At 39.8% G+C, this 15,401-nt stretch carries 11 protein-coding genes; 6 read left to right on the forward strand and 5 right to left on the reverse strand.

The window, feature by feature from the left end; genetic code table 11:
* Both H6G28_RS17780 and H6G28_RS17785 read left to right on the forward strand, forming a co-directional pair.
* Nucleotides 1-2,001, forward strand: a 2,001-nt coding sequence (locus H6G28_RS17780; RefSeq protein WP_190672781.1) for a tetratricopeptide repeat protein, incomplete at its 5' end; no start/stop codon positions are given.
* A gap of 338 nt (nt 2,002-2,339) precedes the next feature.
* Nucleotides 2,340-3,254, forward strand: coding sequence for a DUF4351 domain-containing protein (locus tag H6G28_RS17785; protein WP_190672782.1), 915 nt, complete (start codon nt 2,340-2,342; stop codon nt 3,252-3,254).
* 94 nt (nt 3,255-3,348) lie between these two features.
* Here H6G28_RS17785 and H6G28_RS17790 read toward each other — a convergent pair whose 3' ends face one another.
* The gene (locus H6G28_RS17790; protein WP_190672785.1) at nt 3,349-4,191 is read right to left on the reverse strand and encodes a tetratricopeptide repeat protein; all 843 of its coding nucleotides are present in this window, start codon (nt 4,189-4,191) and stop codon (nt 3,349-3,351) included.
* Between the two features lie 19 nt (nt 4,192-4,210).
* Nucleotides 4,211-8,755 carry an nSTAND1 domain-containing NTPase gene (locus H6G28_RS17795; RefSeq protein WP_190672788.1) on the reverse strand — a complete coding sequence of 1,515 codons (4,545 nt, stop codon included), beginning with the start codon at nt 8,753-8,755 and terminating at the stop codon, nt 4,211-4,213.
* Between the two features lie 194 nt (nt 8,756-8,949).
* Here H6G28_RS17795 and H6G28_RS17800 point away from each other — a divergent pair, with 194 nt between their 5' ends.
* The 4 genes from H6G28_RS17800 to nblS all read left to right on the forward strand — a co-directional run bounded on the left by H6G28_RS17800 (nt 8,950) and on the right by nblS (nt 13,175).
* A complete protein-coding gene (locus H6G28_RS17800; RefSeq protein ID WP_190672985.1) occupies nt 8,950-9,597 on the forward strand; it encodes a Uma2 family endonuclease in 648 nt (215 codons plus the stop codon).
* Nucleotides 9,598-9,836: 239 nt separating this feature from the next.
* Entirely contained in the window at nt 9,837-11,117 is a 1,281-nt protein-coding gene (gene purD, locus H6G28_RS17805) for a phosphoribosylamine--glycine ligase (RefSeq protein WP_190672791.1), read from the forward strand.
* 10 nt (nt 11,118-11,127) lie between these two features.
* The gene (locus H6G28_RS17810) at nt 11,128-11,268 is read left to right on the forward strand and encodes a hypothetical protein (RefSeq protein WP_190672794.1); all 141 of its coding nucleotides are present in this window, start codon (nt 11,128-11,130) and stop codon (nt 11,266-11,268) included.
* A gap of 14 nt (nt 11,269-11,282) precedes the next feature.
* The gene (nblS, locus tag H6G28_RS17815) at nt 11,283-13,175 is read left to right on the forward strand and encodes a two-component system sensor histidine kinase NblS (protein ID WP_190672797.1); all 1,893 of its coding nucleotides are present in this window, start codon (nt 11,283-11,285) and stop codon (nt 13,173-13,175) included.
* Between the two features lie 94 nt (nt 13,176-13,269).
* Here the strand turns inward: nblS and H6G28_RS17820 are convergent, their stop codons facing one another.
* The 3 genes from H6G28_RS17820 to H6G28_RS17830 all read right to left on the reverse strand — a co-directional run bounded on the left by H6G28_RS17820 (nt 13,270) and on the right by H6G28_RS17830 (nt 15,247).
* On the reverse strand, nt 13,270-13,656 hold the full coding sequence (locus H6G28_RS17820) for a COG3650 family protein (RefSeq protein WP_190589035.1): 387 nt from the start codon (nt 13,654-13,656) through the stop codon (nt 13,270-13,272).
* A gap of 113 nt (nt 13,657-13,769) precedes the next feature.
* Complete coding sequence (locus H6G28_RS17825; protein ID WP_190672800.1) at nt 13,770-14,582, reverse strand: inositol monophosphatase family protein; 813 nt, start codon at nt 14,580-14,582, stop codon at nt 13,770-13,772.
* A gap of 104 nt (nt 14,583-14,686) precedes the next feature.
* Nucleotides 14,687-15,247, reverse strand: coding sequence for a thermonuclease family protein (locus H6G28_RS17830; protein WP_190672803.1), 561 nt, complete (start codon nt 15,245-15,247; stop codon nt 14,687-14,689).
* Between the last annotated feature and the right edge of the window lie 154 nt (nt 15,248-15,401).

A 15,401-nucleotide genomic window follows, 5' to 3' on the forward strand; every position in this document is an offset into this window, starting at 1 on the left:
TCATTTGTTTATTTAGCTTATTATGGCAAGGGTTTGGTATTAGGAGCGAATAAAAAATATCCAGAATCTATAGCTGCATTAGAGTCAGCAACTAAACTCAAACCTGACTATGTAGCTGCTTGGGAAAGACTAAGTATAATCTATCGTCAATCCAAACAGCCAGACAAGGCATTATTAGCAATAGAAAAAGCAATTCAACTCCAGCCAAAAAACCCAAACCTTTATAACGAACAGTATGCAGTCTTATTTGATTTAAAACGATATCCAGAAGCAGAAGTAGCAATCAATAAAGCAATCAAACTTAATCCCCGCGCTGCATTTTACGGTAATCGGGGTAATCTTTACTCTGAGCAGAAAAAATGGGATTTAGCCCTGGCTGATTTCAATCAAGCTCTGAAGATAAATCCTGATTTAGCTAATACTTACAATAGTCGGGGTATTCTTTACCAAGAGCAGAAAAAATTGGAAATAGCTCTTGCTGATTATAACCAAGCTATTAAGCTTAATCCTGATAATGCGGTTGCTTACAACAATCGAGGTAATCTTTACAAAGAGCAGAAAAAATGGGATTTAGCTCTCGCTGATCATAACCAAGCTATTAAAATGAATCCTCAGTATGCTGATGCGTACAACAATCGGGGTCTTCTTTACCAAGAGCAGAAGAAATGGGATTTAGCTCTCGCTGATTACAACCAAGCTATTAAGATTAATCCTGATTTGGCTGAAGTGTACAACAATCGGGGTAATCTTTACAAAGAGCAGAAGAAAGGGGATTTAGCTCTCGCTGATTATAATCAAGCTATTAAAATTAATCCTGATTATGCTCTTGCTTACGGCAATCGGAGTCTTCTTCACTCTGAGCAGAAGAAATGGGATTTAGCCTTGGCTGATGTCAATCAAGCTATTAAGCTTAATCCTGATAATTCTTATGCGTACAATAATAGGGCTAATATTTACTGGACACTGAAAAAATTAGAATTAGCTCTGGCTGATTTCAACCAAGCTCTGAAGATTAATCCTGATAATTCTTATGCGTACAACAATCGGGGTAATCTTTACAAAGAGCAGAAGAAATGGGATTTAGCTCTGGCTGATTTTAACCAAGCTATTAAGATTAGTCCTGATTTGACTGTTGCTTACAACAATCGAGGTAATCTTTACAGAGAGCAGAAGAAATGGGATTTAGCCCTGGCTGATTTTAACCAAGCGATTAAGATTAATCCTGATTTGCCTGAAGCGTACAACAATCGAGGTAATCTTTACAAAGAGCAGAAGAAATGGGAATTAGCCCTGGCTGATTTTAACCAAGCTATTAAGCTTGATCCTCAATATGCTGATGCTTACAACAATCGAGGTAATCTTTACAAAGAGCAGAAGAAATGGGAATTAGCTCTGGCTGATTACAACCAAGCTCTCAAGATTAATCCTGATTTGGCTCTTGCTTACAGCAATCGGGGTAGTCTTTACCAAGATCAGAAGAAATGGGATTTAGCTCTGGCTGATTACAACCAAGCTCTCAAGATTGATCCTGATAATGCTCAAATTTACAACAATCGGGGTAGTTTTTACTATAAGCAGGAAAAATGGGATTTAGCTCTGGCTGATTTAAACCAATCTCTTAAGATTGATCCTGATAATGCTCAAGTTTACAACAATCGGGGTCTTCTTTATTATAGGCAGAAGAAATGGGATTTAGCTCTGCCTGATTATAACCAAGCTATTAAGATTAATCCTGATTATGCTGAGGCTTACTACAATCGAGGGTTCCTTTACTCTCAGCAGGAGAAATGGGATTTAGCTCTGGCTGATTTGAATCAAGCGATTAAGATTAATCCTGATTACGCTCAAGCTTACTTTGCGAGAGGATTTGTTTATAATGGTCTCGGAGATAAACAAAAAGCTATTCAAGATTTACAGCAAGCAGCCCAACTTTTCCAAGCTCAAGGAAATATTGCTATTTATGAAAGTGTTATGATTTTATTAAAACAGTTACAACAATAATTGTAATTATGCTTTAATTTTCCGCCTTCCTTACTAGGGAAGGGTGTTAGCACAATAGTAGTTAGTAGGGTGCGTCATTAGGAATTATCTCTTGGTGTAGTGATAATTTATCGAACTGACGCACCGTAAAATTGGTATATTTTTTTTAGATAACAATCACTAAAACACATATTCAAATAAATAACGACACTAATTTAAAAAAGAAATCATAAACGCCATTTAATTTATATTAATTATATAACGATAACATCTCAATTAATCGCTAATTATTGATTGGCGATTATAAATGTAATAGAATAATTAAATATCAGCAAAACTTTTCCCAATAGCCAAATTAAATGACCCGCTTTATACATGACAAATTTGCCAAAGACTACCTTGAAGAACTATTAAAAAACTACGGAGAAATCAAGACATCAGAAAAAGTAGCAGGAGAGATTAAAGAAATCGATGTTTTATTCACTCCAAATCAACAGCGAAACTCTAATTTAAAAGTTCTGGGATTATTAGGAAGATTGGCTGAAAATCCTGCAATCATAGAACCTTTTCGCAATCCAGTTTCTACCGACGAAATTTGCGACTGTATTCTCAAATTATTAGAAGTCAAAGCTTTGCTCCGGCGAGAATCAAAAGCCAATAAAACCAAACTTCAAGATTCAGAAATTCCCCAATTGTGGGTTCTGACTCCCACGGTATCTGAAACTAGATTATCTAGTTTTGGAACTAGACAAAAAGCAGACTGGTTATCAGGAGTACATTTTCTCCCAGATGCCTTGAGGACAGGTATTATCGCCATACATCAACTACCACAAACACCGGAAACATTATGGTTAAGGCTTTTAGGTAGAGGGAGCGTGCAGTCACAAGCAATAATTGAGTTGCAGGCGTTACCATTAAATCATCCATACCAAAAAGCCAGCCTAGAATTAGTTTACAACTTGCGTGAAAACTTGAGAGTAAATCAAGAATTAGAAGCAGACGATAGGGAGTTAATTATGCGATTAGAACCGCTTTATCAAAGAGACAGAGAACAAGCCAAACAAGAAGGAAGACAAGAAGGAAGACAAGAAGGAAGACAAGAAGGAGAACAAAACTTAATACTGCGCCTACTTAATCGTCGTATTGGTGAAGTTGACGCTTCATTAATCAAGCGAATTCAAGGATTATCTATTGAACAATTAGAAAATTTAGGAGAAGCGTTACTAGATTTCTCTACAGTTGATGATTTAGAAAATTGGTTAAATCAACAATAAAAAGTCTCTACATATTCCCCCTTCCCTACGAGGGAAGGGGGTTAGGGGGTTAGGTTTTACATTAACTTTGCTGTCGTAATCTTTACTTACCTAATTACTTGCGGAGATTTTCCAGCCTGCCAATAATTAACTGTATTTGCTCATATCTTTGATAATTTTTCTGCTCGTACAGTTTACGAGCTAATATTCTATATTTCTGAAGTGCTGTTAGTATATCTTTTTTCCTCAAAGCTGCACGAGCTTCATTCTCCACCTCTTCTATAGAATAAGGAGAAGTTATAGAAGAATTTGTTGGACTTCTTAACTCTGGATCTTCTGGTAATAACACCAGTTTAGTCAGCGATTTGATTTCCGCATCCAGTTGGTTAACATTTTCTAAAAATTTATCAAACTCAGCTAATTTTTGATGTTCTAAAGCCACTAAACCTTTTTGCCAATAAAGCTCTTTTGCTACCTGAAAATCTGCTAATTTTTGTGCATTTTCCTCTTGTATCAACCCTCGCTGATGGTAAGCTGCTGCATATTGAGGGTTAATTTGAATCGCCTGATTGAAATCTGCAATAGCTAGGCGTTTATTCTCTTCAGCCCTCGCGCTTACTTCCACACGACAAATAACTCTATAAGCATCGATTTTTTTACATCCGGGTACGGTTCCATCTGGATTTAAAGGTTCTCCTTGAGCATATCTAGCATAAATTAAACCCCGTTGATAATAAGCTTCGGCATATTGGGGATTAATTTGAATAGCTTGGGTAAAGTCTGATATTGCACCTGGATAATTTTGCTGATTTACCTTTTGTATCCCTTGTAAAAACCAGTTGGTAGCTGTTTGGTTTGTTTGGATTGGCGTTGGTAATGCCTCGATTGTTGGTAACATCACCCCAAAGGTGGTAAAAATAGTAATTGTCAGACTGAGACAGGTAACAGTTAGCTTCATAATTGATAATTAATAAAAATTATTTATCTTGGCTGCATAGGCGGCGTTCTTCTATACCTAAATTGGGATTGGTATTGAAGTAATCTTTTAACCAATCACAACTACGCTGTTGTAAATCTTGGGTATTTAAATCCCATAATCTGATATTATTTTGAACATCTACTAAAGTAATAATATTACCGTTGGCACTAAAATTAACTTCCTTGATATTATGAGTTAATCCTGGTAGGGTATGGAGTAATTCACCTGCTAAATTCCAGAAATTAACTTGAGTCGCACTGGCTGAAATTAGCACTTGGCTATCAGGACTAAAGCTAATATCATAAACTTTATCTTGATGCTCGAAGGTGCGTAATAATTTTCCGCTATGGCTATCCCAAATTTTCACGGTTTTATCGAGACTAGCTGTAGCAATTATTTTGCCATCATAGCTATATACAACAGATGTGATATTATCTTGATGCCCAGATATGATTTTTAATAAATCGCCTTGTAGATTCCACAAGTTTACAGTTTGATCATTATTAGTTGCTAAGGTTTGACCATCTGGACTAAATTGGATAGTTGTTACTAAATTAGTCTTATCTTGCCAAGTTTTTAATAAATTACCATCCAGATTCCACAGTTTAATTTTGTTTTCACGTCCGCCAACAGTCGCTAGTATTTTACCATCTGGACTGACGCTGGCATCTCGAATCTCATCAATTACATCTATATGATTACTAAATCTGTGGTTTACTTGCCAATTTTTTAATAGATTTCCTGACAAATTCCAGATTTTAATCTGATGATCTTTGCCAATAGTGACGAAATTATTATCAACAGGATTAAAAAGAACTTTGATGATTTCTCCTTGATGTGCTGGAAAGCTATGAAGTAAACTTCCGTCGCATTTTCTGAGGGTAATAATACCTTGCTTATCGCTAATTACAATAGTTCTCTCATCAGGACTGACACTAATATGATTACCAATAAAATTCGGTGACATCCCCTCTAAACGCCATAGTTTGATGCTATTATCTGCACTTGCAGTAGCTATAGTTTGACTATCTGGGCTAAAACTCACTTCTGATGCTTTACTTCCGTGTCCTGACAATGTATAAAGTTGTGTTTTAGTGTCAATACTCCAAATTTTGACTGTATTATCTGCACTAGCACTAGCTATTAATTTACTATCAGGACTAAAACCAACATCTAAGACTTCATCTTCATGACCATTAAATGTATGTAATAATTTGCCTCTGACATCCCAAAGTTTTACGGTTTTATCTTTACTAGCGGTTGCTAATTTCTGACTATCTGGACTAAAGTTAACGCTTAATACTTCCTCACTATGACCTGATAAAGTTTTTACAAGCTTCCCTTCTAGATTCCAAATCTTAACAGTTTTATCAGCACTAGCTGTAGCAAAGGTCTTACCATTAGGACTAAAACTTAAACTCCAGATTTTCTGGTTATGGGCTGCAATTGTTTTAATTAATTTACCATCCAATGTCCAAAATTTAACTTGACCTTTTTTATTGCCAGTCGCTAACATTTTGCTATCAGGAGTTAAGCGAGTTGCTAATAATCCATCTGGTTCGGAAATTCTGACAACCGGACGAGTATCAAATAATCCGGTGGCGGAATTATATCGCCAGATAGTGACGGTGTTATCAAAGCTTCCTGCAATTACTAATTGACTATCTTGGCTGAACATGACAGTAAACACACTCTGCTGATGTCCGGTAAGTGTTTGGATTAATTGTCCGTTTTTTTGCCAAATTTTAATTGTTTCATCTCCACTCGCTGATGCTAAAAGCTGACCATTAGCACTAAAATTTAAACTGGTAACTTCACCTGTATGACTTTCTAGACGGTTGTATTCTTTAATTTGTCGGAGATTTTCGACAACAGGAATTAATAAACCTATCTTGGTTTTGGTATCTAATTGCTTGAAACTTCCTAGTCTTTTGAGTACGTCAATAGTGCTGATTAATGTTTTGATTTGGTCATTATTTGAGTTTAAATAACTCAGAGTATTTAATTGAGTAATCTGAATTTCTTGCCTCAATCGCTCTGATTGTTGCCATTGAGACAAAGCAAATACTGATAATATCAATGCACCAATTAGCCCAGTGGATAAGCTAATAATTATTCTTTGTTTAACCGTGTGCTTCTGCTGTTCTTCTCTTTCCTGTAATTCTAAGCTGAAATTAATAAAAATCTGCTCATTAGCACTAATTTCTGTAGGGCGTTGATGTAACCATTCTGCGGCATCAATTAAGGGTTTACCTCGCAATAATGCTCCGGTATCTTTATTACTATTTTCCCATTGTCTGATGACTACTCTTAATTGTTCTTGCCAACGGCGAAATTCTCCATCAGTTTCCATCCATTGTTTTAGTCTGAGCCAGTTTTTAATTAATGCTTCATGGATAATTTCTACGGTTTCAATATTAGTAATTTCATGGCGATTTGTAACTAATAATCGTCCATTGGCTAACTGTGCAACTAACTTCCAGTTTTCTTCTCCCAGTTCTTCACGAGTCGCTAAACGGCGGATATCTGCATTATTTTCTGTAGGTTGTACTAATTGAATAAATATTTGTCGTACTTTTTCTTGTTCTGCTGCACTCAGTTGAGTATAAATTGATTCTGCATGGTTGGCTAAGGCGGTTTCTACTCCGCCAATATCTGTATATGCTTGATGAGTTAGCCATCCTTTTTGTTGTTTTTCCCACAACTGGGTTAAGGTAAATTCCAGCAGGGGTAAGTGAGAGGGAGATGTTAACACTACGTCAATCAGGCGTTGCGTTAATCCTGGTTCTAACTGTACATTCAGGCTATGGGCGGGTTTTTCTATGGCTGCGGCTAATTCTTTGGGGTTCATCGCCCCTAAGTTGATTTGTGCATCTTGTAACGCATCACTCAAGGGACGGTAGGATAATACTTCGCCAAAAAAGTCGGCGCGGAGGGTTAAAACTAGGGTGAAGTAGGGAACAGTTTTCACCGCCGTCAGGAGATGATCTAGAAAGATTTGGCGTTCTTTGCTGTTTTGACAAAGAGTATATAGTTCTTCAAATTGATCAGCAATGAGAACTATGTGAGAGTTGGGTGCAGCAGTATGGAGGGATTCGAGGAAGTTTTGGAAGGTATTCTGGCTTTCTTTTAACCTGATCTCAAATTCCAACTCCTGCAACCTTTCCCCAGGTTTTAGTTCTTGATGAAGTGCGATCGCTAATGATTCTAACGGATTATTCCCTGGACGAAAAGACACTATCTGCCAATGATGGCTTCTCTCCCGCTTTAATTGCGGAATCAACCCCGCAAACACCACTGAAGATTTCCCACTCCCCGAAGCCCCAACCACTGCTACTAAATGCTGTTTCTTCACCGCCGCTACTAACTGTTGTGTCACTGTTTCTCGCCCATAAAAATAGGCTGCGTCTTGTGCTTGAAAAGCGGCTAAACCCCTGTAGGGACATTGAGTTACAGCACCCAAACTTTGCCAGGTCGGGGGTGTTGCTAACAAATTTTGGACAATTATTGGCAACCAACTAGCACAGGGATATTCTGTTTCTAAACCTTGTAATTTTTTGCGGGCAATATTAACAGATTGATAGAATGATTTGTTGTTAGTAAACTGTTGAATAAAGTCCTTTAAAAATTGATGGGCTACCTGATCCGGTACAGGTTCACGCATCACAATTACTTGGGGAATATGCAAAGTTTCTAACTCAGCCGCAATTCCCAAACCATCACAGGAGTTAAAAAAGGCTAACTGTAAACCCTTGCTGACGGCGGTTTGCAACCCATACCGCAGTTGTTCCATTGTTAAACTATCGGTGCGGTTGAGAAAGATTCTACCTTGTGTTGATTCGGTGCGACTATGACCAGAAAAAAAGAGAATATCCCAGCCTGTTTCATACCAAAGATATTGATTAAGTTCGGCTGGTGTAGGTTCAGCTAAAACGACAATTTCGGCTGCTTGGCAATATTGTTTGAGCAGCTTTTCATCCTCAGCAACATTAATTCCTGCGCTATTACCCAAGATAATTAATATGCGGATATGGGGACGGTTACTAGTTTTAATGCGTTGGGATGTTAGAGAACTAAATGCTACTTCTGCATGAGGATAATAGGTGAATAAATTCCATAATTGCCAAGGTAATTTTCGCAGTTGGGTTTCATTGGTGCGAATAATCACGCGCACTTCATCATCAGAATTTAGCTGTGATAAACATACTTCTTTGATGCGCTGGAAGGAATCAGCTTGTAACCAATTGATAAATTGCTGTTTGAGAATGTCGGCTTGGGTGTGACATTCTGTTTTCAGAGATTGAAATCTGACATTAGTAATTTGGTCTTTTTTGGGTTTAATGCGGTATCCATCCAGACTGCGATAACTTTTCGACCAAGTTTGATATATCTCAGGTAGGGTAGGAAGCGGTGGTAATTTTAATGTGTTGTCACTTAATTCGATGTCGGGAAGCGAACCCTCGACGCTAATTGTTAAACTGGCGCGAAACCCTTCATGGAAATCACCATCCAGCTTGAGAACGACTAACTTATTGCTTGTCACACTCTTACCCCTGCATAATTCCTCTATTACGAATTCGATACGCTTGGGAGTATTTTACGCGAATGGCTGAGTTTGTTATAAAAATTGATTGTGATGGTGGATAGATGCGCGATCGCCTCATCTCCCATATTCTGAGAACATAGTCTGTAGGACTGATAATGCTAGACTTGAAACCAGAGTCAGGAGCAAGTCTCATGTTTCAAGCTTTACCGAAAACAGTAAATTTTGCTGAGTTCCTGAATTGGAAGCCAGACGGCGGATATTATGAACTACATAATGGGGTGATTGTTGAAATGCAGCCAGCAGGAGATCATGAAGAGATTAATGGTTTTTTAGCTGGTGAGATCACTTACGAGTTTAAAAGATTAAAACTTCCTTACATCATACCCAAACAAGCATTGATTAAAGTTCCTGATCAAGAGTCTGCTTATTCTCCTGATGTGATCGTGATTAATCAACAGCAACTTTCATCAGAACCGATGTGGAAAAAGTCATCAACAGTGACTCAAGCTACATCTGTTCCTTTAGTGATAGAAGTAGTCAGCACTAATTGGAAAGATGATTATGCACATAAGTTAGTTGATTATGAAACTTTTGGTATTCCTGAATATTGGGTTGTTGACTATTTAGCTTTGGGTGGTAGGCGTTACATAGGTAATCCCAAACAACCGACTATTTCTATTTACTATTTAGTAGAGGATGAGTATCAAGTTAGCCAGTTTCGAGGTAGCGATGTCTTACGACAAGTCGCTTCGCGCCTACGCATTATTTCCCCAACATTCCCGGAATTGAATTTGACTGCTGAACAGGTTTTCTCCAGTGGGCGTTATTCAATTGAGTGAAACCCAACTAAGTTCAAAATTCTAGCTGTTGGGTTACACTCCTAAAAGTAAAACTACAAATAATCTTAACTGTGGTTAGGACTTGCATCAGTACCTAAATTAGTGAAAAATTGATCCGCGAGTAGTTTTAGTACAGCATGGTGGCAATCTGGCTACCACTGTCAATGGTGCAAGAGTTAAAAATTGACTTTTGACTGCCTAGACTGTTCTCGTGTCACAAGGCACGCAAGAGGAAATCAGTGAAAGTTTTAGTTGTAGGTAACGGCGGGCGTGAACATGCTCTAGCATGGAAATTATTGCAATCCCCGCAAGTTGAGCAAGTCGTCTGTGTGCCGGGAAATGGCGGTACAGCTAATCTGGCAGGTTGTCAGAATTTGCCCTTGGCTGTAGATGATTTTGCGGGAATTAGCCAATACGCCTTAGCAAATCATATTTCTTTGGTAGTAGTGGGGCCAGAAGTTCCACTGGCGAAGGGAATTACAGACTATTTGCAAGCTCAGGGACTAATGGTATTTGGCCCTGTTAGAGCAGGGGCGCAAATTGAAGCCAGTAAGGCTTGGGCAAAAGCACTGATGCAAGAAGCTGGTATTCCTACAGCTAAGGCTGCGGTATTTACGGAAGCAACAGCAGCTAAATCATATATCAAAGCTCAAGGTGCGCCGATAGTTGTGAAAGCTGACGGATTGGCGGCAGGGAAGGGTGTAATAGTTGCTACTAACATAGAACAAGCTGAGAGTGCCATTGATGCGATTTTTCAAGGGCAGTTTGGCAGTGCGGGTGAGTTTGTTGTGATTGAAGAGTGTTTATTTGGGCAAGAAGTATCGGTGTTGGCTTTGACCGATGGGTTAACCATTCGCCCTCTACTGCCAGCACAAGACCATAAACGAGTCGGTGAAGGTGATACAGGTGACAATACTGGCGGGATGGGTGCATACTGTCCAGCGCCCATTGCTACACCAGAGTTAATGGCTAGGGTGCAAACAGAAGTTTTAGAAAAAGCGATCGCCACTCTCCGCAGCAAAGGCATAGACTACAGGGGTGTACTTTATGCCGGGTTGATGATTACACCAGAAGGCGACTTTAAAGTGTTGGAATTTAACTGTCGCTTTGGTGATCCCGAAACTCAAGTAATTTTGCCATTGTTAGCCACACCCTTATTAGATTTAATTCTGGCTTGTGTCGAACAGCGTTTAGGCGAAGTCCCCATTGCTTGGCACAGTGGCGCAGCCGCTACCGTCGTGGCAGCTTCTGGTGGTTATCCAGGAGATTATCAAAAAGGCAAAGTCATTACAGGCATTGACGCAGCCGAAACCGCTACAGTCACCGTATTTCATGCCGGGACAAAATTGAACGACCAACAGCAAGTAGTAACTGATGGGGGAAGGGTATTAAATGTCACAGGCACAGGGGAAAACTTTCAACAAGCGATCGCCCAAGCTTACACAGGTCTGAAATCTATCCAGTTTGAAGGAATATATTATAGGAGAGACATTGGTTATAGAGTGCTGAATCAAGTATGAAGTGTGAAGTGTGAAGTATGAAATTTATTTTGCCTTAGCCTACGGTAACGGCATTGCTAACCAACCTTCAGACTTCAGACTTCTCTCTACCCCATTAGTCAAATTAACTGTTAATTTTTTAGTTGTTGGGGTTTATTCCAAAAACTACTAACAACTTGATTGAAAATGTTAGCTCTGTTAAAAACAATCCGAGAAGCGATCGCCAATTGGTGGTCAGATTTCACCCTCCAAACTAAGCTGTTAGCTGTTGCCACTTTGGTGGTTTCTTTGGTGATGAGTGGTCTGACCTTTTGGGCTGTAAACACAATTCAGCAAGATGCGCGTTTGAATGACACCCGATTCGGCCGCGACTTGGGACTGCTGCTTGCTGCTAACGTTACCCCCCTCATTGCAGAAAATAATCTCACTGAGATTGCCCAATTTTCCCAAAGATTTTATAGCAGTACTTCCAGCGTGAGGTATATGCTTTACGCTGACGAAGGCGGCAAAATCTTTTTCGGGATTCCCTTTTGGGAACCAGAGGTGGAAAACTCTTTATTGACAATTGAGCGAAGAATACAATTACCAGAAGATTACCCTGGTGATAACGATAAGCCAATGGTGCGGCAACATAACACCCCCGATGGCATTGTCACCGATGTATTTGTTCCCCTCATTGTTGAGAAAAAATACTTGGGTGTCTTGGCTATTGGGATTAACCCCAACCAAACAGCCGTAATTTCTACTAATTTCACCCGTGATGTTACCATCGCGGTTTTTATCACAATTTGGGTAATGGTGATTTTAGCCGGGGTGATTAATGCTTTAACCATCACCAAGCCGATTAAAGAACTGCTAGTCGGGGTCAAACAAATCGCCACCGGGAATTTTAAGCAGCGCATCGATTTACCTCTAGGCGGCGAACTCGGAGAATTAATTCTCAGTTTTAATGATATGGCAGAGCGTCTAGAACGCTATGAAGAACAAAATATTGAAGAACTAACCGCCGAAAAAGCCAAACTCGAAACTTTGGTTTCGACGATCGCCGATGGTGCTGTGTTGATTGACAACAACATGCAGGTGATTTTGGTCAACCCCACAGCCAGAAGAATTTTTGGCTGGGAAGGTAATGATGTCGTCGGTAGTAATGTCCTGCATCAATTACCCCCCGCCATTCAGATGGAAATCACCCGTCCCTTGTACGAAATGGCTGCGGGTGAATGCGATAGTGCTGAGTTCCGCATTCATCTTAATCAACCAACTAAGCGCACTATTCGGATTTTATTAACCACAGTGCTGAATTTACAACGGGAAAGTATTAAAGGAATTGCGATTACTGTACAAGATATTACACGGGAAGTAGAACTCAACGAAGCCAAGGGCCAATTTATCAGCAACGTGTCTCATGAACTGCGGACACCGTTATTCAATATCAAATCTTTTATTGAAACGCTGCACGACTACGGCGAAGATTTGAGTGTAGAACAGCGTCAAGATTTTCTCAAAACAGTCAACCATGAAACCGATCGCCTGACTCGTTTAGTTAACGATGTTTTAGACTTATCTAAGTTAGAATCTGGTCGTAGTTATAACTTTGATGGTGTAGACCTCTCCCAAGCCATCGAACAAACCCTGCGGACTTATCAACTCAACGCCAAAGATAAAGGCATTGAACTCCTTCAAGAAGTTGCCCCCAGTTTACCCCTAGTCATGGGTAACTATGATTTATTACTCCAAGTCTTAGCCAATTTGGTCGGTAATGCCCTGAAATTTACAAAAGCCGGCGGTAAAGTAGCAATCCGCGCCTACCAATTAGATCCCAAACCCAACTCCCAAAATCAATCTCCCCGTGTGCGCGTGGAAGTATCTGATACTGGAATTGGTATTGCTTCCGAAGACCAACAAGCCATTTTTGACCGCTTCTTCCGCGTTGAAAACCGAGTCCACACTTTAGAAGGTACTGGTTTGGGTTTATCAATTGTCAGAAATATTGTGGAAAGACATGGTAGTAAAGTTAACTTGGTTAGTGAAGTTGGCATAGGAACAACTTTCTGGTTTGACTTAACTTTATGTGACTAGTACAACAAGGCAAAAGTAAAAAGAAAGAATAACGATACTACAAGCCTTTTAGCAATTTCTTATGGTCTATTTATTTACGCCGACCTGTACTAGATTACTGTTTCTGGGCGCAACCTTCTAACACTTTATTACCCAATATCAAAACAGCCGAATAAGGGTAGTTTTTATCTGACATTCCATCACTACAAGCACTCACTTTTTGCAAAATCAATGTATTGTTACCCCTGAGTCGGTAAACTCTGACCAAATCAGCAGGACGGGCTTGGGCTGCTAGAGGTTTTACATAAGGGAAGGTTTGTTTTTTAACCTCTGGTGAAGAGTAAACAATGCCATTTTTACTAACAGTTACACTCCAAAAAGGTTCTGTACCTAAAGCGATAAATTTTTCATTACTAGGAGTGACTGCTTGCAAACTAGAACTGTATGCCAGTAAACTAGCACTCATTCCCACAAAAGCGATGTAAGAGATAAAAGCTTTCATTGCTCAAGATTTTGAAATGATGAATATCTAATAGATACACATTCAATATTCCAATTCCGCTTGGCAATCAAAAGTCACTCTCACGGTTAACAATATGAGTATATTTTTGTTGACTATTTCCAAGAAGATAGAGGTGGAACTTGTGTTAATTCATGGCTGAGAATTTCATGAATGTAACCGTTAGTGGCAAGAATGCGACCTGAGTTGATTTGTAAAGGGCTACCATCATAAGCGGTGACTTTACCGCCTGCTTCTTGTAATAAAATAATGCCAGCGACAATATCCCAAGGTGACAGTCCGCGTTCCCAGTAACCATCAACACGACCACAGGCAACATAAGCTAAATCAATGGATGCTGAACCGCTACGTCTAACTCCTTGGGTGAGGTGAGTCAAGTGACAAAATTCAGCATAATTATTATCTGAGGTTTCGCGGCGATCGTAAGCAAAACCAGTTACTAATAAGCTTTTACGTAATTCATTGGTTTGAGAAACTTTGATGGGGCGACGGTTCCGAGTTGCACCTAAACCAGCCGCCGCCTGAAATAACTCATTATGCAATGGGTCATAAATTACGCCTACCTGCGGCGTACCATTAATTAACAACCCAATAGAAACGGCAAAAAAAGGATATTGGTGGGCGTAGTTTGTCGTACCATCGAGGGGATCGATCGCCCACAAAAATTCATTATCTTGATTGCCTATCTTACCTGATTCTTCCGCCAAAATAGAATGCTGCGGCAAGTGACGGTGGATAACTTCTAACACCACTGCTTCTGAGGCTTTATCCGCCGCCGTTACCAAATCACCGGGGCGGCCTTTTTCAGTTACTGCGTCTTCTAATTTGCCTAAATAACCTTGTAAAACTGCACCTGCTGTTAACGCCGCCTCGGTAGCAATATCGAGAAAAATTTGTAGTTGAGTCATAGGTGAGTTAATTGTCAATAGTCAAGAGTCAATAGTCCCACACTCAGCACTCACGACTCAACACTGAATCATACATTCAAAGGCGCGATCGCTGATCCCTCAATTCATCGATTCAAAAACCGGAACTCAGCCGGAGTTTGGCGCATAGGATTTTTTGGGTTCCAAATTCCCTCTCCCATAATTCTTGCCCATTGCTGGGCGCGTTCTAGACGTTGATCGTATTTGTGATTAGGCGATCGCCCCACAAACAGCGCATATCCTTGTTTGACGATTTGTTCATTTAATAACTGCTTATCTTTCCAGACATAAGCTAATGTCCGCCCCAGTTTATCTTTATTTTCAATATCAAACTCTAGCTTGATTGATTGTTCTACACCACCAATTAACTTTTCTAAGCTTTGTCTCGCTTCATCACCCCAAGGATTTTGCCGCAAATCTGGCGCATCAATGCCAATTAAACGCACTGGCGAAGCAAAATTAGGTTGTTCACCCATACCCAGCACTTCTAAGCTTTGCCCACTCACTACACGCGCTACTTTCACCAATACTTGATTATCTGTGGGCTGATTTTTAGCTTGACAACTTACCAATAGTAATAAGCAAGCTAATATAGCTATTTTTCGCGTCCACCACCCAAAACATCCTGAAATAGTAGATATTCGCATTTTGACTCCTTTGCACCCTTTGAGAAGCCGAGGGAGTTGGGGAGAGGAGTAGACAAGTGAGAGGGGGTAGACAGGGGAGAAGAAATATAGTTTCTACCTTGTCCCCCTTGTCCCCCTTGTCCCCCTTGTCTCCCTTGTCCCCTTGTCCCCCTTG

Source organism: Nostoc sp. FACHB-190 (assembly GCF_014696905.1).
Lineage (GTDB): Bacteria > Cyanobacteriota > Cyanobacteriia > Cyanobacteriales > Nostocaceae > Nostoc_B.

What these genes read in the sequence shown, in the direction of transcription:
- H6G28_RS17785 (WP_190672782.1), top strand. Translation starts at nt 2,340, where the DNA reads ATGACCCGCTTTATACATGACAAATTTGCCAAAGACTACCTTGAAGAA.
- H6G28_RS17790 (WP_190672785.1), bottom strand. Translation starts at nt 4,191, where the DNA reads ATGAAGCTAACTGTTACCTGTCTCAGTCTGACAATTACTATTTTTACC.
- H6G28_RS17800 (WP_190672985.1), top strand. Translation starts at nt 8,950, where the DNA reads ATGTTTCAAGCTTTACCGAAAACAGTAAATTTTGCTGAGTTCCTGAAT.
- nblS (WP_190672797.1), top strand. Translation starts at nt 11,283, where the DNA reads ATGTTAGCTCTGTTAAAAACAATCCGAGAAGCGATCGCCAATTGGTGG.
- H6G28_RS17820 (WP_190589035.1), bottom strand. Translation starts at nt 13,656, where the DNA reads ATGAAAGCTTTTATCTCTTACATCGCTTTTGTGGGAATGAGTGCTAGT.
- H6G28_RS17825 (WP_190672800.1), bottom strand. Translation starts at nt 14,582, where the DNA reads ATGACTCAACTACAAATTTTTCTCGATATTGCTACCGAGGCGGCGTTA.
- H6G28_RS17830 (WP_190672803.1), bottom strand. Translation starts at nt 15,247, where the DNA reads ATGCGAATATCTACTATTTCAGGATGTTTTGGGTGGTGGACGCGAAAA.